The sequence below is a fragment of the Streptomyces sp. NPDC088747 genome, from assembly GCF_044751025.1.
Lineage (GTDB): Bacteria > Actinomycetota > Actinomycetes > Streptomycetales > Streptomycetaceae > Streptomyces.
Genome location: NZ_JBIVKZ010000001.1, coordinates 243,559 through 262,780, shown reverse-complemented (window position 1 = coordinate 262,780; position 19,222 = coordinate 243,559). Strand labels below are relative to the sequence as shown.

The window sequence follows — 19,222 nt, the reverse complement described above, 5'->3', positions numbered from 1 at the left end:
CAGGGGGGTGGGCTGGAGGGAGGGCTACTCCTTGACGCTTCCGGCGGCCAGGCCGGACTGCCAGTACTTCTGGAGGAACAGGAAGGCGGCGATCAGCGGCACGATGGTGAGCAGCGAGCCGGTGATCACCAGGTTGAAGATCACGTCGCCGCCGATCGTCTGGGCCTGGTTGTTCCAGGAGTCCAGGCCCAGGGTCAGGGGGTACCAGTTGGGGTCCTTGAGCATGATCAGCGGCAGGAAGTAGTTGTTCCAGGTGGCGACCGTGGTGAAGAGCAGCACGGTCACGGTGCCGGGGGCGAGCAGCGGAAGGGCGACCTGGAAGAAGGTGCGCACCTCGCCCGCCCCGTCGATACGAGCCGCTTCGAGGAGTTCGACGGGGATGGCCTCGGAGGCGAAGACCCACATCAGGTACAGGCCGAAGGGCGAGACCAGCGAGGGGATGATCACCGCCCACGGGGTGTCGGTCAGCCCCATCTTGCTGAACATCAGGAAGGTGGGCACCGCGAGGGCGGTTCCCGGGACGGCGACGGCACCGATGACCACGGCGAACACCGCGCGCTTCCCGGGGAAGTCGAACTTGGCCAGCGCGTAACCGCCCAGGATCGCCAGGAGGGTCGCGCCGCCGGCGCCGAGGACGACGTACAACAGCGTGTTCAGCAGCCAGCGGACGAAGATGCCGTCGTGGTAGGTGAACGTCTGGCTGATGTTGTCCCAGAGAGCGAAATCGTCGCTGAACCAGAGCCCCGAGGAGTTGGCCAGCCCCTCCTGGGTCTTGGTGGCGCTGATGACCAGCCACACCAGGGGTACCACGGTGTAGAGCAGGATCAGGCCGGTGAGTACGGTCAGCAGAACGCTGCGCTTGCGCTTGGGGCCCCCGGCGACGCCCTTGCGGGCCGTACGCAGCCGAGGTGTTGACCGGCCCTCGGCCTGAGCGGGAGCGGACACGGTGGTGGCGGGGCTGCTGGTGCTGCTCATCGGTCAGGCTCCCTTGCGCATGCCGCGAAGCTGTACGACATAGGCGATGACCATGGTGATCAGCCCCATGATGATGGCGACCGCCGCGGAGTAGTTGTGCTGCTGGCCGTTGAAGGACAGCGAGTACGTGTAGAAGTTCGGGGTGAAGTCGGTCGTGATGGCGTTGCGCGCCAGCGGCCGCAGGATGCTCGGCTCGTTGAACAGCTGGAAGCTGCCGATGATCGAGAAGATCGTCGCGATCACGAGGGCGCCGCGGATCGCCGGGAGCTTGATGGCGGTGATGATGCGGAGCTGCCCGGCGCCGTCGATCTCCGCGGCCTCGTACAGCGACTGCGGGATGACCCGCAGCGCGGAGTAGAAGATCAGCATGTTGTAGCCGACGAACTCCCAGGTGACGATGTTGCCGATCGACGCCAGGACCAGGTCGCTGGAGAGCGGGTCGGGCAGGGTGACGTCGAACGCGCTGTTGATGTCACCCACCAGCCCGTACTTGGTGCCGTACATGAAGCCCCACATCAGGGTGGCCACCACGGCGGGCACGGCGTACGGCAGGAAGATCGTGATGCGGAAGAAGTCCGTGCCGTACAGACGGCCGCTGTCCAGAGCGAGGGCCACCAGCAGTCCGATACCGAGCATGATCGGCACCTGTACGGCCAGGAAGAGTGACACCCGCACCAGGGATGCCCAGAACTGGTCGTCCTGCAAGGCCTGTTGGTAGTTGTCCAGACCGACGAAGCTGGTGCCGCCGATCAGTTGGTCCCTGAAGAGGCTGAGGTAGATCGAGTAACCGATCGGCGCCAGGAAGACGAGGGCGAAGACGACCACGAAGGGGCCGATGAACCCCCACCCCGTCCAGGAGCGGCGGTCCCGTTTCGCCGGAGGCCGGTCCGGCTGCCGTGTTACCGCCGCAGGGGGCTGAAGCGTCGTCATGTCGTTCCTCGCTCGTCCATCTCGGAACCGGCGTCACACGCCGCCGCGATGTTTGCGTAAACATCCAGGTCCGAAAGGAGCCGCGGGCTGTTATGTTTACGTAAACATCTGATGGCGGCATGTCTACACCGCCCCAATGTCGGTGGTCAAGAGTCACCTTGTATAACAAAACGGCAACTGGGACCTGAGGAACAGGGGAGACAGGTGGACACCGCGGACGGCGCCTCGGCGAGCAGGGATCGGGTACGCACGGAGCAACGGACCGGGCGTCGTGGGCAGAGCGTGTCCATGGCGGATGTCGCCCAACTGGCCGGTGTCTCCTCGCAGACCGTGTCCCGGGTGTCCAACGGCTACGCGGGCGTCAACGAGGAGACCCGGCGACATGTGCTCGCCGCCATGAAGGAGCTGGGTTACCGGCCCAACAGCGCCGCCCGTGCCCTCAAGCGCGGCGAGTTCCGCACCATAGGTGTCATCACCTTCAACCTCTCCACCACGGGCAACATGCGGACCCTGGAGGCGATCGCGACGTCCGCGGCGCAGGAGGGTTACGCCGTCACGCTGCTGCCCGTCGCCGTGCCGACCCACGACGAGGTGCGGGGCGCCTTCTCCCGGCTGGGGGAACTCGCCGTCGACGCCGTCATCGCCATCATGGAGGTGCACCTCCTCGACGCCGCGACGATCTCCCTGCCGCCGCACGTCCAGGTCGTGGTGGCCGACTCGGACGCCGGCGACCGCTACAGCGTGGTCGACACCGACCAGGCCATGGGCGCCCGCGCGGCCGTACGGCATCTGCTGGACCTGGGGCATCGCACGGTCTGGCATCTCGCCGGACCCGAGGAGTCCTTCGCGGCCCAGCGCCGGGAGGACGCCTGGCGCGCCGGACTCACCGAGGCGGGCCGCGTCCCGCCGCCCCTGGTAAGGGGCGACTGGTCGGCGGAGTCCGGCTACCGGGCCGGTCTGAGACTCGCCGACGAGGAGGCCTGTACGGCGGTGTTCGCCGCGAACGACCAGATGGCACTGGGGCTGCTGCGGGCCCTGCACGAACGCGGCCGGAGGATCCCCGAGGACGTCAGTGTCATCGGCTTCGACGACATCCCCGAGGCCGGTTCCTTCCTGCCTCCGCTGACCACCGTCCACCAGGACTTCGCCGAGGTGGGGCGCCTGTGCGTCGAGGGTGTGCTCCGTCGGATGCGCCATGAGGGAGCGGAGCACGGGACGACGCTCGTTCCCACGAGGCTGGTGGTGCGTGACAGTACTGCGGCGGCTCCCTAGCGCGGGCCGCCTACCGGGCTCGGGGCGGGTGTTTGCCCCAGGTCAGGGCTGTCCGCCTCGCTCCAGCGGAATCCGCTCGCCCGCTTCGACCGCGACCGGCAGCCGGTTCTCGGCGGGCGGGAGCGGGCAGGTCGCCAGGTCCGTGTAGGCGCAGGGGAGGTTGCCCGCGCGGTTGAAGTCGACCGTCACCCTGCCCTCGGCGTCGGGAGAACCGATCTGGAGGGAGCGGTTCGCGGCGTACGTGGTCACGCCGGACGTCCCGTCCGTGAACAGCACCATCAGGCTGCCGGGGGTCCTGCCGTTGAACGCCGTGAGCCGGTACGGCGTGCCGTCGAGGTCGAACTCGACCTGGCCGGGGGAGTCGTAGACGTGCTCCAGTCCCTCGACGGCGGCACCGACGGTCACCGGGCGGGGTTCGCCGAACGACAGGAAACGCCCGGTGCGGACCCAGTGGGGCTCGGGGGCGTAGGCAGGGGTGTGCGAGAAGGCCCTGCGGAGCGCGCTGTCGGGGTGGCGGGGCCGCACGATGTCGTGACCGCCGCGTTTGGCGACCTCGATCACCGCGTCGTCCCAGCCCGCGTTCACACTGGCTCGCTCGGCGATGACGCCGAAGTCGTGACGGCCGCGTACGGTCACGCCCTCGACGGTCAGTTCCTCTCCCTCCTCCAACTCGACCACCACCCCGTCGGGCGTGCTCGACCAGGCTCCCGGGGCGTCCTCGAACCGGGCCGGCTCCGCACTCAGCCAGCGCAGACTCGTGATCGCGAGAAACCCGTGCGGGCCGGAGAGCACCTCCTCCTTCGCGCTGTGCCACTGCTCCCAATCCCGCACGAAACTCACCAGGTCGACGTCCTGGACCGTCATGTCCGCTCCTCCGCATGGCAGTTGCGGAGGCAGGCACAGCAGCACCCACCACCGCACTCGGCTGCTTGCTGCAACTGCGTTGCGCCGTGGGCCATTCCGGCTGCGGTGGGATTCGGGTCGTGAGGCCGTCCCGGGGGTCGGTCCGCGATACGGCTCGCGGGAGCCTGCCTGCGGCACCGCTTGTGCAAGCCTGCCTGCCGCGCTGCTTGCGGGGATCGGGTCGCGGTAACGCAAGTGGGGGCCTGCTTGCGGTGCTGCTCGGGGGTATCGGGCCGTGGGGCCGTCTCGGGGGTTGGTTCGTGATGGCGCTCGCGGGGGCTTGTCTGTGGCATCTTGCGGGAGTTGGGCCGCGGTAACGCGAGTGGGGTCTGCTTGCGGTGCCGCTCGGGGGAACCAGGCCGTGGCACCGTTCGCGGGAATCAGCCCGCGGCATCGGGTGGGGGCCAATCCGGCATATCGCCGCGAGAGTTGGCTCGCCGCGGCATCGCCGGGACGGTGGCTCGCGGCACTCTTCGGAAGGTTGGTGGGTGATCCGCTCGGCGGGTCTGCTCGCCGTGCCGGCCGAGGGTTCAGTCGGCGATCGCCTCGATCAGCTCGGCGAGAGCCGTGAGGTTGTGGCCGCTGATGAACCTGTCGCAGTGCGGGAGGGCGGCGGCCATGCCGCCCGTGCGGGGGGTGTAACTAGGCGCAGCCTTGCGGGGGTTGACCCATATGACGCGGTGGGCGAGCCGTGCCAGGCGGGCCATCTCGCGCGCGACGGCGCCGGGGTCCTCGCCCTCCCAGCCGTCGGAGAAGATCACCACCACGGCGCCGCGTGCCATGCCCCGGCGCCCGAACCGGTTGTTGAACTCGGCCAGCGCATGGCCGATCCGTGTGCCACCCGACCAGTCGGACGCGGCGGCCCCCGCCCGTCGCAGCGCGCCGTCCACGCCGGACGGGCCGGTGTGCCGCAGCACCGGTGTGAGCCGCGTGAGCCTGGTGGCGAAGACGAACGCCTCGGCCGCCGCCCCCGCCGCCGCTCGCGGAAAGAGACGCAGGTAAGCGCGGGTGTACGGCTCCATGGACCGGGAGATGTCGCACAGCAGTACCAGCCGTCGCCGCCGCGGCCGGTTGCGGCTGAGCGACAGCGGCACCGCCTCGCCGCCCGTGCGTTGCGCGGTGCGCAGCGTACGGCGCAGGTCGACGCGCCGCCCATGGCGGTCGGCCTCCCTTCGGCGGCCGCGCCGCAGCGGCACCCGCACCACCAACAGGGCCAGCAGCCGGTTCAGTTCGGCCAGCTCGCCTGGTTCGATCGCGGCGAAGTCCTTGTGCGCGAGGACCTCGGCCGCACTGCCCGCAGTGCGTAGCCCCGCCGTTCGCGTACGGTCCCGGCCGGCCACCGCCGACACGGAGAGGGCGCCGTGCGGCAGAGGCGCGCTGCCGCTGCCGACCGCCCCGGTTCCGGTGGGCGCCGGGGCCCGTTCCGGATCGGGTTCGGCTCCGGGTGACGGCCCGGGAACGCGGCGCACTGTCACCGCCCGCGGCACGCCCCCGAACACCGCGTCGAAGACCCGGTCGAACGGCTCGACCTGCTCGCGCCCCGTCACGAAGGCCAGCCGTGCCGCCCAGTACAACGCCGTACGGTCCACCGGCGGCAGCAGACGCAACGCCTCCAGGAACCGTACGGACCCCTGCGGCGTCACCGGCACCCCGGCGCGCCACAGCTCCTCGCCCAGTCGGCCGCCGAACTCGGCCCGCTCGAACAGCGGAACCGCGCCGGGCGAGGCAGCGGGCGGGGGACGGGACGAGGGCGAGTGCGCGGTCACGGCTGCCCGCCCGCCACCAGCCAGTCCAGGCCGCGGTCCCGTGCCAGCTCCTGGTCGTCCCGGTACTTGAGCAGGGAGCCGAGGGTGCTCCCGGTGATGTCGGCGTCCAGACGCGGCACGCCGAGCAGGCGCAGCGCGGAGATCCAGTCGATGGTCTCGGCGATACCCGGAGCCTTCTGCAACTCCAGGGTCCGCAGCCGTCGTACGGCGCCCGCGACCGAGACCGCCAGCTCCCTCGACGTTCCAGGCACACGTCCGCGCACGATCTCGACGAGCCGCTCGGTGTCCGGATAGTCGATCCAGTGGTACAGGCAACGGCGTTTGAGCGCGTCGTGCAGATCACGGGTGCGGTTGGAGGTGAGCAGCACGACGGGCGGCACGGTGGCCCGGACGGTGCCGATCTCGGGAATGGTCACGGCGGCCTCGGCCAGCACCTCCAGGAGGAAGGCCTCGAAGTCGTCGTCGGCACGGTCGATCTCGTCGATGAGCAGAACGGCGGGCGCGGGCCCGGGATGGGTGAGGGCCGCGAGCACGGGGCGACGGAGCAGGTAGTCCTCGCTGAACAGATCGGCCTCGGTGAGCTGTTCGTGCCGGCTCTCGGCCAGCCGGATACCGAGCAACTGGCGCGGATAGTTCCACTCGTACAACGCCTCGGCCGCGTCCAGACCGTCGTAGCACTGGAGCCGGATGAGGGGGCTGCCCAGCACGGCGGCCACCGCCTTGGCCGCCTCCGTCTTGCCGACGCCCGCCTCGCCCTCCAGAAGCAGCGGCTGGGGGAGTCGCAGGGCGAGGAAGAGAGCGGTGAGCAGGCCGTCGTCGGCGAGATAGCCGAGTGCTCCGAGCCCGGCGCGCAGACTGTTCACGTCCGGCAGACACCGCTCGACGTGTTCGCTCACGAGACGTCGGTTTCCCGGTAGCGGGCGGGGTCCTTCTCGTACGCGGTCCGGCAACCGGTACGGCAGAACCAGCGACGACCACCGTCACCCGCGTCCGAGTACGGCGTGCCGTCCACGACGGCGACCGTCATACCGCACACGGGGTCCGTGGCGGTGGTCGGGCGCGGCGAGTGGGTCGTCGTGCCGCCCGCGAAGTCGGTGACCGTCGCGAGGTCCGGGAGCGTTGAGGGGTCCGAGACCGTCCCGAAGTCCGGGATCGTCGAGGGGTCCGAGACCGTCCCGAAGTCCCGGACCGTCCCGAAGTCCGCGATCGTCGAGGAGTCCGGGACCGCCATGGACCCAGCCGCAGCCACCGGCGCTGCCGCTATCACCGGCGCTGCCGTAGCCACCGGCCCTCCCGGCGCGGCATCGCCCCCCACCACCCGAATGATCTCCGCCAGGATCGACACCGCGATCTCGCCCGGCGTGCGGGCGCCGATCCACAGTCCTGCCGGGGTGTGGATCCGCGCGAGCCGCTCCTCGTCGAGGTCGAGCCCGGCCAGCACCGCCGCTCCGCGTCTGGGTCCGGCGACGAGTCCGACGTAGGGCACACCGGCCCGCGCCGCTGAGACCAGTACCGTCTCCTCGTCCCGGCCGTGCGAGGCGATCACCACCGCCTGGACACCGGCCAGCGCCTCCGGTGTGGTCCGGTCGGCGGCGGCCGTCGTGATCTCGTAGCCGAGCGCCGGTCCGAAGGCGGACAGCGCGCGGGCGATGGGCGAGTCACCCGTCACGACCACTCGCGGCGGCGGCCGCAACGGCTCAAGGAAGATCTCCAACTCGCCGCCGGACAGGCAGGGGTTGGCGACACGCATGGCGCCGTCCTCGGCGACGGGCTCTCCGCCGCCGCCCGCCGTGACGTCCGGCGAGATGCGCAGCAGCAGCGACTCACCGCTGAGCAGGGTCCGCAGCGCCTGGACCCGTACGGTCGCCTCCGCGCAGACACCGCCGATGAAACCCTCGATACGGCCGTCCGCGAGGATCAGCGCGGTGTCGCCGGGCCGCGCGCTCGCCGGACGGCGGGCGCGCACCACGGTGGCTTTGACGAACGGCTCGTGACGCCCGGTCAGTTCGGCGATGCGTGCCTCAAGCAGGGCCGCGGGACGACTCATTGAGGTGCCTCCACCTCGCCGTGACGCATCGCCGCCCACACCCGGCCGGGCGTCAGCGGCATGTCGGCGTGACGTACGCCGATGGCGTCGAGGACCGCGTTGACCACGGCCGGCGGTGAACCCACCGTCGCGGACTCGCCGATGCCCTTCGCTCCGATCGGATGGTGCGGGGAGGGGGTGACGGTGTGGTCGAGTTCCCAGGCGGGGACCTCCAGTGCGGTCGGCAGCAGATAGTCCATGAACGAGCCGCACAGACAGTTGCCGTCCTCGTCGAAGCTGATGATCTCCATCAGCGCCATGCCGACGCCGTCGGCCAGACCGCCGTGCACCTGCCCCTCGATGATCATGGGGTTGATACGGGTGCCGCAGTCGTCCACGGCGATGAAACGCCGCACCTTCACCGCGCCCGTGCCGGGATCGACGTCGACCACGCAGACGTACGCGCCGAACGGGTAGGTCATCTCGGGCGGGTTGTAGACGGTCGTCGCCTCCAGGTGGCCCTCCACACCGTCGGGCAGTTCCAGCGAACCGTGCGCGGCCAGCGCGATCTCCTGGATCGTCCTCGTCATCGCCGGGTCGCCCGCGACCGACCAACGGCCCTTCGTCCACTCCAGATCGTCCGGGTGGACCTCCAGCATGGCGCCCGCGATGATCCGCGCCTTGTCCCGCACCTTGCGCGCGACGACGGCCGCGGCGGCTCCGGACACCGGGGTGGAGCGGCTGCCGTAGGTGCCGAGTCCGAAGGGGGTCTGGTCGGTGTCGCCGTGCACGACGTCGATGTCCTCGGGCGGGATGCCCAGTTCCTCGGCGACGATCTGCGCGAACGTCGTCTCATGGCCCTGCCCCTGCGTCTGCACGCTCAGCCGGACCACGGCCTTGCCCGTCGGATGGACGCGCAGTTCGCAGCCGTCGGCCATGCCGAGGCCCAGGATGTCCATGTGCTTGCGCGGCCCGGCACCGACCGTCTCGGTGAAGAACGACAGCCCGATGCCCATGAGTTCACCCCTGGCCCGCTTCTCGCTCTGCTCCTTGCGCAGCTCCTCGTACCCTGCGAGATCAAGGGCCTTGCGCAGACAGACGGGGTAGTCCCCGGAGTCGTACGTCCAGCCGGTCCTGTTCTCGTAGGGGAACTGTTCCGGGCGGATCAGGTTCCGCATCCTCAACTCGGCCGGATCGGCGCCGAGTTCTGATGCCAGGCAGTCCACCAGCCGCTCGATCAGGTAGACGGCCTCGGTCACGCGGAAGGAGCAGGCGTAGGCCACACCGCCCGGGGCCTTGTTGGTGTAGACGCCGGTGACCTGGCAGTGCGCGGCCTCGATGTCGTACGAGCCGGTGAAGATGTGGAAGAAGCCGGCCGGGTACTTGGTGGGCTGCGCCGTGGAGTTGGAGGCGCCGTGGTCGGCGAGGACCTTGACGCGTACGCCGAGGATCTTCCCGTCCCGGGTCGCGGCTATCTCGCCGGCCATGTGGTAATCGCGGGCGAAGGAGGTGCTCATCAGGTTCTCGGAGCGGTCCTCCATCCACTTCACGGGCCGCCCGGTGACGATCGAGCCGACGACCGCGCAGACGTATCCCGGGTAGATGCCCACCTTGTTGCCGAAGCCACCGCCGATGTCGGGCGAGACGACCCGGATCTTGTGCTCGGGGATGCCGGCCACCATCGCGTACAGGGTGCGGTGGGCGTGCGGGGCCTGGGTGGTGGAGTAGAGGGTGAGCTTGCCGTCGACCGGGTCCATGGCGGCGACCGCGCCGCAGGTCTCCAACGGGGCGGGGTGGACGCGCGGGTAGAGCATCCGCTGCTCGACCACGACGTCGGCCCGCGCGAACACGTCGTCCGTGGCGGCCTTGTCGCCCGCCTCCCAGTCGAAGATGTGGTTGTCGACGCGGCCTTCGAGGTCGTCACGGATGACCGGGGCGTCCGGATCGAGTGCGCGGCGGGCGTTGACCACCGGGTCCAGGGGCTCGTACTCGACGTCGATCAGCTCGATCGCGTCGCGCGCCGCGTAGTGGTCCTCGGCGACGACGAACGCGACCTCCTGGCCCTGGAAGCGCACCTTGTCGGTGGCGAGCACGGCCTGTGTGTCCAGTGACAGGGTCGGCATCCAGGCGAGGCCGAGGCCCGCCAGCGTCTCGCCGGTGATCACCGCCCTGACCTTGGGATGGGCCTCGGCGGCGGAGGTGTCGATGGAGACGATCCGGGCGTGCGCGAACGGGCTGCGCAGGACGGCGCCGTGCAGCATGCCGGGCAGATGGATGTCGTCCACGTAGCGGCCCTTGCCGCGGACGAACCGGGGGTCCTCCTTGCGCTTCATCCGGCCGTAGCCGATGGGCCGTTCCTCGGTGGCTGTCATGTCCGGCTCCCCGCGGCGTCGGTGGACCCTGCCTGGTTCCGCGCCGCCCACTGGATGGACCTGACGATGTTCAGATAGCCGGTGCACCGGCACAACTGGCCGGCGATGGCCTCGCGGATCTCCTGGTCGGACGGGTCCGGGTTGCGGTCCAGGAGCGCCCGGCCGGTCAGCATCATTCCCGGGGTGCAGAACCCGCACTGGAGGCCGTGCTGTTCGATGAAGCCCTGCTGGACCGGGTCGAGCCGGTCGCCGTCCGCCAGGTCCTCGACCGTACGGATCTCGTGACCGGCCGCCATGGCGGCCAGCACCGTACAGCTCTTGACTGGCTCCCCGTCCATCAGCACCACGCACGTACCGCAGTTGCTGGTGTCGCAGCCCCAGTGGGTGCCGGTCAGTTCCAGGTCGTCGCGGAGGAAGCGCACGAGCAGATGGCGGGCCTCCACCTCCCGGGTGTGGTCCTCGCCGTTGACGTTGACGGTGATCCGCATACGGTTCACGCCTCCCTTGCCGTGGACCCGGCGGCGCGGGCGACGGCCCGTCGCAGTGCCCGCCTGGTGAGTTCGCCCGCCAGATGCCGCTTGTACTCCGCGCTGCCCCGGCCGTCGGTGACCGGCGAGCAGTTGTCGGACGCCAGCCGCCCCGCCTCCTGGTACAGCGCCTCGGACGGCTCGCTGCCGTTCAGCAGGGTCTGGACCGCGTGCAGGTTCAGCGCTCCGGCACCGACGGCGGCCAGGCCCACGCCCGCGTCCGCGATCAGCCCTTCCCGCAGGGTCAGCGCGACACCCGCGGCGGCGACGGCCCAGTCACCGGCCTTGCGCTCGACCTTCTCGTACGCGCTGCCGGCCCCCCGTCAGAACCGGGAACCGCACCTCGACCAGCATCTCGCCGACGCCCACCGCCGTCTCGTACGGACCCTGGTGGAAGTCGGCCATGGCGACGGTCCGTTCACCGTCGGTCCCGCGGATCACGGCCCTCGCGTGCAGGGCGGCGCACACCGCCGACAGGTCCTCGGACGGGTCGGCCTGGCACAGGGAGCCGCCGATGGTGCCGCGGTTGCGGACCGGCGGATCGGCGATCACCCGCTCGGCGTCGTGGACGATGGGGAAGTACCGGCCGACCGGCTCCGATTCCAGCAGCGCGCGGTGCCTGGTGAGCGCGCCGATGCGCAACTCGCCGCCGACCAGGTCGATATGGTCGAGTTCGTGCAGGTCGTTGATGTCGATGAGGACCTCGGGGCTTGCCAGGCGCAGCTTCATCATGGGCAGCAGGCTGTGGCCGCCTGCCACCACCCGCGCCTCCTCGCCGTAGCGCCGCAGCAACTCCAGCGCCTCGTCCACGCTTTCGGCACGCTGGTAGTCGAACGAAGCGGGTACCTGCACGGCACGCTCCCTCCCGGACCGAGCCTCCCGGTCGGCCCGGGCGGGAACTCCGGGCCGCACGCGGGGAACCGTCCGTCGATTGAGGACCGAACCGGTGTCCGGGGGGCCCGGGGGAACTTTCGCGCCACCGGGTGCGGCGGTCAACGGCGACTGAAGCGAATGCTTAAGAGACCCCCGCAGGGAAGGGTCCAGCCGCTCGAACAGCGGCTGTAATGGCGTTCATGACGCTGACTCAGCTCCGCGCGTTCGTCACGGTGGCCCGCCTCGGCTCGGTCAAGGCGGCCGCCGCCTCGCTCGGCGTCACGGAGGCCGCGGTCTCCGGTGCGGTCGGCGTCCTGCGGCGCGAACTCGGCGACGTGCTGTTCATCCGGGCCGCGGGCGGGATCAGCCTCACGCCGGGCGGCCGTCGCCTGGCGGCGGGCGCCGCGGAGATCGTCGGCCTCGCCGAGGAGACCAGGCACCGCGTACGGCAGGCGAGTTCGGGAACCGTGCACCTGCGGGTGGCGTCCACCGAGGCCGGCGCCGAGCAGGTGCTCCCCTCGCTGCTCGCGGCGTTCGGCCGGCGCCAGCCCGACCTGGACGCCGACACCCTCGCCGTACCGGCGTCGGGTTTCGGCGACCTGCTCCGCGACCGCCGGGCCGATGTCACGATCGGCCCGGCGCCGCGACGGGAACCGGCCATCGAGTCTATACCGTTCCTGCGTTTCCAACTGGTCGTCGTGGCCGCCCCGGACCACCCACTGCGGCACCGGCAGCGGCCGGCGCCCGCCCAACTGGCCCACGAGACCTGGCTGCTGGGCCCGGCGGGAATGGATCCGGACACCGTCTCCGGCGCCTTCCTCACCCACATCGGCGTCGAGGCGAGCAGGGCGAAGGCCTTCCCCAGCGTCACGGCCGCACTGAACGCGGTGGCCGGCGGGGCGGGGCTGTCCATCGCGTTCCTGCACGTGGTGCGCGACGAACTGCGGCGCGGGTCGCTCGCGGTGCTCGACCTCCCCGGTGCCCGGCTCGGCGGCATGCTGTACGCGAGCGCCCTCGCCGGCGAACGGAGGTCGACGACAGCCGCCGCGCTCTGCCGGTTCGTCACGACGCCGGCCGCGACGCAGGCGGTGCTGACCCGGTCCAAGGGTGTTCCCATGAACGAGTTCCGGCCGCCGGTCCATGTCACGATCTGGAGCTGACGGTCTCTCATGTCCGGCGCCGGCACTGTCCTGAGCTGACGTCGGCACTGTCTTAAGCAAACCCTGAAGAGCGCATTGACGCCCCGGTGGGGTGTGCCCATCGTGTGTCCGTCATGGACTTCACCAACGAGTTCCGAGTGAATCTGCCGGCCGAACGGGCCTGGGCGCTGCTGACGGACGTGGAGCGGATCGCTCCCTGCATGCCCGGCGCGCAGCTCACCGGCGTGGACGGGGAAACCTACAAGGGGGTCGTCAAGATCAAGGTCGGTCCCGTGACCGTCCAGTACCGGGGCACCGTCTCCTTCGAGGAGAAGGACAGCGCGGCGCGCACAGCGGTCCTCCACGCCCGCGGCCGTGACACCCGCGGGCAGGGCAACGCCGACGCCCGCGTCACCGCCCGGCTGGTTCCGGACGGCGACGGCACGCGCGTGACGGTGGTCACCCGGCTCACCATCACCGGCAAGATCGCGCAGTTCGGCAAAGGGATGATCGAGGAGGTCAGCGCGAAGCTGCTCACCCAGTTCGTCGCCAACCTGGAGGCGCAGCTCGCGACCGAGAAGCGGCAGGAGAGCCAGGAGAGTCAGGAAAGCCGGGAGAGCCAGGAGCACGGCGTGGTGACGCCTGTCCCTGTTCCACCTGTTCCACCTGTTTCACCTGTTCCGGAGCAGCGGACGGCGACGCCGGTGCGACCGCAAACCGTGTCTCCCGTAGGGGAAGCGGTGACTCCGGCGCGGGACCCCCAGGCGGAGCCCGAGAAGCGACCCGTGGCCGGTTCGGCGCCCCCGGCGCCGGAACCCCTCGACCTGATGAGCGTCGCCCGCGGCGCCGTCCTCAAGCGCGCCCTCCCGGCCGTGATCGCACTGGCCGTGGTCGTCGTCGTGCTCGTGATCTGGCTGGTCTGACGCGAAGGAGGGCCAGAAGGGCAGGAGAACCGGCGTACAGAAGGCGTTTTTATAGGGCGAACCGTGTCATAAGTCGGGCTTATGAGGTCATAGATCGAACCCGGCTACTGACTTAGGCTTGCCTTAGTTTAGGCTTCCCCGCGAGTCCTCGTGTCATCGCTCGAAGGGAACCTGATCATGCCTCGCCCTCTGCGGGTAGCCATTGTCGGAGCCGGCCCCGCCGGGATCTACGCTGCCGACGCGCTGCTGAAGTCCGCAGTGGCAGCCGATCCCGGTGTCTCCATCGACCTCTTCGAGCGGATGCCGGCCCCCTTCGGTCTGATCCGCTACGGCGTCGCCCCCGACCACCCGCGGATCAAGGGCATCGTCAAGGCGCTGAACCAGGTGCTCGACAAGCCCCAGGTCCGGCTCTTCGGCAACGTCGACTACCCGGGCGACATCAACCTCGACGACCTGCGTGCCTTCTACGACGCGGTCGTGTTCTCCACCGGCGCCACGGCCGACCGGGCCCTCGACATACCGGGCATCGACCTCGACGGCTCGTACGGCGCGGCGGACTTCGTCTCCTGGTACGACGGGCACCCGGACGTGCCGCGCACCTGGCCGCTCGACGCGGAGAAGGTCGCCGTCCTGGGCGTCGGCAACGTCGCTCTCGACGTGGCGCGCATCCTCGCCAAGACCGCCGACGAACTGCTGCCCACCGAGATCCCGCCGAACGTCTACGAGGGCCTCAAGGCCAACAAGGCCCTGGAGGTCCACGTCTTCGGCCGCCGCGGCCCGGCGCAGGCGAAGTTCAGCCCGATGGAGCTGCGGGAGCTGGACCACTCGCCGAACATCGAGGTCATCGTCGACCCCGAGGACATCGACTACGACGAGGGCTCGATCGCCGCCCGGCGCGGTGAGAAGCAGACCGACATGGTCGCCAAGACCCTGGAGAACTGGGCCATCCGCGACGTCGGCGACCGGCGGCACAAGCTGTTCCTGCACTTCTTCGAGTCGCCGACCGAGATCCTCGGCGAGGACGGCAAGGTCGTCGGCCTGCGCACCGAGCGCACCGCCCTCGACGGCACCGGCAACGTGAAGGGCACCGGCCAGTTCAAGGACTGGGACCTCGGTGCCGTCTACCGCGCGGTCGGCTACCTCTCCGACAAGCTCCCCAAGCTCCCCTGGGACGTCGACTCGGGCACGGTGCCGGACAAGGGCGGCCGGGTGATCGAGGAGACCGGCGAGCACCTCGCGTCGACGTACGTCACCGGCTGGATCCGGCGCGGCCCCGTCGGCCTGATCGGCCACACCAAGGGCGACGCCAACGAGACCGTCGCCAGCCTGATCGACGACCACGTCAACGGCCGCCTGCACACGCCCAGCGAGCCCGCCCCCGAGGCCGTGGACGCGTTCCTGGCCGGACGCGACGTGCGTTACACCACGTGGGAGGGCTGGTACCGGCTGGACGCGGCGGAGAAGGCGCTCGGTGAACCGCAGGGCCGCGAGCGCGTGAAGCTCGTCGAGCGCCACGAGATGCTGGACGCCAGCGGCGCCTGAGTCCTGTCGCCGTCAGGGGCCCAGGACAGGTCCTCCCACCTCGGTGTACCGTCGCCGACCGGCAGCCCGTAGGGTGCCCCGGTCAGGCGGACGGAACGGCGAGGAGTGTGCGCGGCATGGGGGCCAGACGGTCACTGGGACGCAAGTTCGGGTGGCTGTGGGTGGCGTACGCGGTCAGCACGTTCGGTACGTGGCTCGCCTTCGACGCGTTCGCCCTGATCGCGATCCTGGTGCTGGACGCCGGGCCCACGGCGGTGTCGCTGCTGGCCGCGGCGGGCCTGGCGGTCGGGGCGGCGGTGGCGCTGCCGCTCGGACCGTGGGTGGAGTTCCGCCGCAAGCGGCCGGTGATGGTCGCGATGGACCTGGCGCGTTTCGCGGCGCTGCTGAGCATCCCCGCCGCATACGCGTTCGGCCTGCTCGGCTTCGTCCAGCTCCTGGTGGTGTCGGTCGTCGTCGCTGCGGCCGACATCGCCTTCACCGCGGCGAGCGGCGCGTATCTGAAGTCACTGGTGCCGCCGGAGGATCTGCTGGTCGCGAACGGCCGGTTCGAGGGCACCAACTGGACCGCCGCGATGCTGGGACCGCCGCTCGGCACGGCCGCCATCGGGCTGCTGGGCCCGGTGATGAGCGTGGTTGCGAACGCCGTCAGCTTTCTGCTCTCGGCCATGGGAATCCGGGCGATCGGCGGCGAGGACGAGCCGGTACCCGTCCGCACCGGCGAACCGGTTCGGCTGCGCGCAGGCGACCTGCTCGACGGATGGCGGTACATCCTGCGCGACCCGGCGCTGCGCCCGCTGTTCTTCAACTCGGTGCTGTTCAACAGCCTGATCATGGCGACCACGCCGCTGCTCGCCGTCCTCATGATCGGCCACCTCGGATTCGCGCCCTGGCAGTACGGCCTCGCCTTCGCGGTGCCCTGCGTCGGCGGCCTGGTCGGCTCCCGGCTCGCCCGCCGCCTGGTCACGCGCTTCGGCCGGCACCGGGTCCTGCTCGTCTCGGGTGTGCTGCGCGCGTGCTGGTCGCTGCCTCTGGCCTTCATCGGCCCCGGCACCGCCGGCCTCCTGTTCGTCATGGCCGTCGAACTCGGTCTCATCACCTGCTGCGCCGTGTTCAACCCGGTGTTCGCCACCCACCGGCTCGACCGCACCCCGCCCGACCGGGTCGTCCGCACACTGTCCGCCTGGTCGGTCACCGGCAAGGCGACCGTCGCCGCCGTCACCGCGCTGTGGGGCCTGCTCGCCGGTGTCACCGGCACCCGTACGGCCATCGCGGTCGCCGGACTCCTCGTAGTGGCCACTCCGTTGCTGCTCCCGCGCCACGACCGGGCACCGCTGCCCGAGAAGGAGCCGGCCGCGAACGTGTCCTGACCAGGAACGCGGCTCCCGCTAAACCCGCCTGCCCCGACCGTCCCGAGTCGCCTATCGTCAGGCGGGGTTCCTGGCGGATCCCCGGACCGGCCCGGCCGGGACGAGGACCAAGACGTGGAGGTTGACGGTGCGCTATCGCGAACTGGGACGCAGTGGACTGTCCGTGTCCGAGATCGGTTACGGCGCGTGGGGGATCGGCGAGTCCGCCTGGGTCGGCGCCACCGAGGCTGAGTCCGTACGCGCCCTGCACCGGGCCATCGACCTCGGTGTGAACCTCATCGACACCGCCCGGGGCTACGGCGAGAGCGAGCGGATCGTCGGCAGGGTCGTGCGGGAACGGTCCGGCGACGAGGTGCGCGTCGCGACCAAGGTGCCCCCGAAGAACCGTGCGTGGCCCGCGCCCGAAGGGCTGGACCCGGTGGAGACGTTCCCCGGGGAGCACATCCGCGCCAGCCTGGAGGCCAGTCTGCGCGCGAGCGGCCTGGACCACTTCGACGTACTCCAGTTCCATGTCTGGAGCGACGACTGGCTCGGCCGTGGCGACTGGCTGGAGACGATCGCCGAGCTGAAGCGGGAGGGCAAGATCCGCCTGTTCGGCGTGTCCGTCAACGACCACCAGCCCGACAGCGCACTCGCACTCGTCCGCAGCGGTGCCGTGGACAGCGTGCAGGTCATCTACAACGTCTTCGACCAGGCGCCCGCCGACGAGCTCCTCCCCGCCTGCGCGGAGCACGGCGTCGGTGTCATCGTGCGGGTGGCCCTCGACGAGGGCGGTCTCACCGGGGCGATCACCGCCGGATCGACGTTCCCCGAGGGCGACTTCCGCGCCCGCTACTTCCGCGGCGACCGCCCGGCACAGGTCGAACAGCGGGCCGCCGCGATCACCGCCGATCTCGGGATCGCCCCCGACGAACTCGCCGAGTACGCTCTGCGGTTCGTCCTGAGCTCGCCGGCAGTCTCCACCGTCATTCCCGGTATGCGCTCCGTGCGCAACGTCGAGCGCAACACGGCCCTGAGCGACGGACGCCCGCTCACCCCCGACCAGCTCACCGTCCTCGCCCGGCACCGGTGGCAGCGCAACTTCTACGCTTGATCCGCACCGATCCGAGAATTCGTCGCCGCCGGCTGTCGATCCCGGTGTTCCCCGTTCGACGCACAGGTGAGAGCGGGAACGACGAACACGGAACCAGGGAGTACGACCATGCCGAAACTGCGTGTGCACAACCTCACGATCTCGCTGGACGGCTTCGCCGCCGGTCCGCACCAGCGGCTGGAGTACCCGCTCGGCGAAGGCTTCGCGGGCATGCACGATTGGATGTTCGCCGCGATGCGTGAGTTGGCCGAGGGCGGCACGGGGATCGACGTCGACCGGTGCCGGCGCGCCGAGGAGAACATCGGGGCCACCATCATGGGGCGCAACATGTTCGGGCCCCGGCGTGGACCGTGGGCGGACGAGTCCTGGCAGGGCTGGTGGGGCGACAACCCGCCCTACCACAACGACGTGTTCGTGCACACGCACCACCTGCGGCCCTCGTTGGCGATGGAGGGCGGGACCACGTTCCACTTCACCGACGAGAGCGTGGAGACGGTGCTGGAACGGGCCTTCAAGGCGGCGGACGGCAGGGACGTGCGGCTCGGCGGCGGCGCGTCCACCGTCCAGCAGTACCTGCGCGCCGGCCTGGTCGACGAGCTGCACCTGGCCATCGTCCCCGCCCTCCTCGGGAAGGGGGAGCGCCTCCTCGACAACCTGGACGACGGCATCGACGGCTACCGGGTGGCCGAGCTGGTCAGCTCACCGGCCGCCACGCACGCCCTGCTGGTCCGCCGCTGACCCGCCGCCGCCCGGCTAGTCGCGGGGGACCGCCTTAGTCGCCGCCGGCACGGCCGGAGGCGCCGCCCGCCCGTGAACCGAGGCGCCGCCCGCCCATGGACCGAGGCGGCGCCGCCCGTGGACCGGGGCCCCGGCGCACCCGGTCACCCGTGACCCGGTGGGGATCAGGGCCTCGGCGCGCCCGCGCGCAGGCCGTCCATGACCAGGTCCAGCAGGCGGCGGGCGCGCGGCTGCCAGTCCCCGTGCGGGTCGATCTGCCAGAGACCGGCGATGGCGAGCACGAAGTCGTCGGAGGTCACCCCCGGCCGGATGGTGCCCGCCTCCTCGTTCGCCCGCAGCAGCAGGTCGACGGCGGAGGACACCGGACCGTACCCCAGCTTGGCCAGGGCGCCGGGCTGCGGGTTGGTGGCCTTGCGCAGCGCGTCGGCCAGACCGGCCTTGGCCATGGCGTACTGGGCGAGACGGTCCATCCACTCCCGCAGGGCCTGGTCGGGAGCGCGGGTCTCCAGCAGCGTGGCCGCCGTCTCGGCGACCTGCTGCACCTCGTAGCGGTAGACCTCAAGCACGAGCGCCTCGCGGTTGGGGAAGTTCCGGTAGAACGTCCCCTGCCCGACGCCCGCCTTCTTCGCGATCGCGCTCAGCGGGGCGTCCGCCGAGCGCGTCAGCTCCGTCAGTGCCACCGCGAGGATGCGCTCGCGGTTGCGCTGCGCGTCCGAGCGCAGCGAAGCGTCCTTGCCGTCGTCGGGGCGCACGCGTCCTCCCGGGTTTCGGGTCTT

18 protein-coding genes are annotated in these 19,222 nt (G+C 70.7%); 7 read left to right on the top strand and 11 right to left on the bottom strand.

Annotation, left to right across the window (positions count from 1 at the left end):
• Positions 1–24: 24 nt before the first annotated feature.
• Together ACIP79_RS01435 and ACIP79_RS01430 are read right to left on the bottom strand one after the other, a co-directional pair.
• A complete protein-coding gene (locus tag ACIP79_RS01435) occupies positions 25–975 on the bottom strand; it encodes a carbohydrate ABC transporter permease (RefSeq protein WP_401217708.1) in 951 nt (316 codons plus the stop codon).
• A gap of 3 nt (positions 976–978) precedes the next feature.
• Positions 979–1,905 carry a carbohydrate ABC transporter permease gene (locus ACIP79_RS01430; protein WP_387177489.1) on the bottom strand — a complete coding sequence of 309 codons (927 nt, stop codon included), beginning with the start codon at positions 1,903–1,905 and terminating at the stop codon, positions 979–981.
• 288 nt (positions 1,906–2,193) lie between these two features.
• Here ACIP79_RS01430 and ACIP79_RS01425 point away from each other — a divergent pair, with 288 nt between their 5' ends.
• Positions 2,194–3,177, top strand: coding sequence for a LacI family DNA-binding transcriptional regulator (locus ACIP79_RS01425; protein WP_383688235.1), 984 nt, complete (start codon positions 2,194–2,196; stop codon positions 3,175–3,177).
• 42 nt (positions 3,178–3,219) lie between these two features.
• On the opposite strand, the gene ACIP79_RS01420 is transcribed toward ACIP79_RS01425, so the two are convergent.
• The 8 genes from ACIP79_RS01420 to ACIP79_RS01385 all read right to left on the bottom strand — a co-directional run bounded on the left by ACIP79_RS01420 (position 3,220) and on the right by ACIP79_RS01385 (position 11,623).
• Complete coding sequence (locus ACIP79_RS01420; protein WP_401217705.1) at positions 3,220–4,041, bottom strand: DUF1684 domain-containing protein; 822 nt, start codon at positions 4,039–4,041, stop codon at positions 3,220–3,222.
• A gap of 569 nt (positions 4,042–4,610) precedes the next feature.
• Complete coding sequence (locus ACIP79_RS01415; RefSeq protein ID WP_401217702.1) at positions 4,611–5,846, bottom strand: VWA domain-containing protein; 1,236 nt, start codon at positions 5,844–5,846, stop codon at positions 4,611–4,613.
• Positions 5,843–6,742, bottom strand: a complete 900-nt coding sequence (locus ACIP79_RS01410) for an AAA family ATPase (protein ID WP_401217699.1) — start codon at positions 6,740–6,742, stop codon at positions 5,843–5,845. Before ACIP79_RS01410 ends, ACIP79_RS01415 begins: the two co-directional genes overlap by 4 nt.
• Entirely contained in the window at positions 6,739–7,893 is a 1,155-nt protein-coding gene (locus tag ACIP79_RS01405) for an XdhC family protein (RefSeq protein ID WP_401217697.1), read from the bottom strand. The genes ACIP79_RS01410 and ACIP79_RS01405 overlap by 4 nt, the downstream gene beginning before the upstream one ends.
• Positions 7,890–10,244, bottom strand: a complete 2,355-nt coding sequence (locus tag ACIP79_RS01400) for an aerobic carbon-monoxide dehydrogenase large subunit (protein WP_401217695.1) — start codon at positions 10,242–10,244, stop codon at positions 7,890–7,892. Before ACIP79_RS01400 ends, ACIP79_RS01405 begins: the two co-directional genes overlap by 4 nt.
• Complete coding sequence (locus ACIP79_RS01395; RefSeq protein WP_401219172.1) at positions 10,241–10,732, bottom strand: (2Fe-2S)-binding protein; 492 nt, start codon at positions 10,730–10,732, stop codon at positions 10,241–10,243. The genes ACIP79_RS01400 and ACIP79_RS01395 overlap by 4 nt, the downstream gene beginning before the upstream one ends.
• 5 nt (positions 10,733–10,737) lie before the next feature.
• On the bottom strand, positions 10,738–11,019 hold the full coding sequence (locus ACIP79_RS01390; protein ID WP_401219170.1) for a hypothetical protein: 282 nt from the start codon (positions 11,017–11,019) through the stop codon (positions 10,738–10,740).
• A 28-nt stretch (positions 11,020–11,047) separates the two neighbouring features.
• Entirely contained in the window at positions 11,048–11,623 is a 576-nt protein-coding gene (locus ACIP79_RS01385; RefSeq protein WP_401217692.1) for an FAD binding domain-containing protein, read from the bottom strand.
• A gap of 221 nt (positions 11,624–11,844) precedes the next feature.
• Here ACIP79_RS01385 and ACIP79_RS01380 point away from each other — a divergent pair, with 221 nt between their 5' ends.
• The 6 genes from ACIP79_RS01380 (at position 11,845) to ACIP79_RS01355 (ending at position 18,446) form a co-directional block, all read left to right on the top strand.
• On the top strand, positions 11,845–12,804 hold the full coding sequence (locus ACIP79_RS01380) for a LysR family transcriptional regulator (protein WP_401217690.1): 960 nt from the start codon (positions 11,845–11,847) through the stop codon (positions 12,802–12,804).
• A gap of 113 nt (positions 12,805–12,917) precedes the next feature.
• Positions 12,918–13,706, top strand: a complete 789-nt coding sequence (locus ACIP79_RS01375; protein WP_401217687.1) for an SRPBCC family protein — start codon at positions 12,918–12,920, stop codon at positions 13,704–13,706.
• Between the two features lie 177 nt (positions 13,707–13,883).
• A complete protein-coding gene (locus ACIP79_RS01370; protein WP_401217684.1) occupies positions 13,884–15,248 on the top strand; it encodes an FAD-dependent oxidoreductase in 1,365 nt (454 codons plus the stop codon).
• Positions 15,249–15,364: 116 nt separating this feature from the next.
• Positions 15,365–16,615, top strand: coding sequence for an MFS transporter (locus ACIP79_RS01365; RefSeq protein WP_401217681.1), 1,251 nt, complete (start codon positions 15,365–15,367; stop codon positions 16,613–16,615).
• 127 nt (positions 16,616–16,742) lie between these two features.
• Positions 16,743–17,708, top strand: a complete 966-nt coding sequence (locus ACIP79_RS01360; RefSeq protein WP_401217679.1) for an aldo/keto reductase — start codon at positions 16,743–16,745, stop codon at positions 17,706–17,708.
• A gap of 108 nt (positions 17,709–17,816) precedes the next feature.
• Positions 17,817–18,446 carry a dihydrofolate reductase family protein gene (locus tag ACIP79_RS01355; protein ID WP_401217676.1) on the top strand — a complete coding sequence of 210 codons (630 nt, stop codon included), beginning with the start codon at positions 17,817–17,819 and terminating at the stop codon, positions 18,444–18,446.
• Positions 18,447–18,610: 164 nt separating this feature from the next.
• Here ACIP79_RS01355 and ACIP79_RS01350 read toward each other — a convergent pair whose 3' ends face one another.
• Positions 18,611–19,198 carry a TetR/AcrR family transcriptional regulator gene (locus ACIP79_RS01350; protein ID WP_401217673.1) on the bottom strand — a complete coding sequence of 196 codons (588 nt, stop codon included), beginning with the start codon at positions 19,196–19,198 and terminating at the stop codon, positions 18,611–18,613.
• Positions 19,199–19,222: the final 24 nt, after the last annotated feature.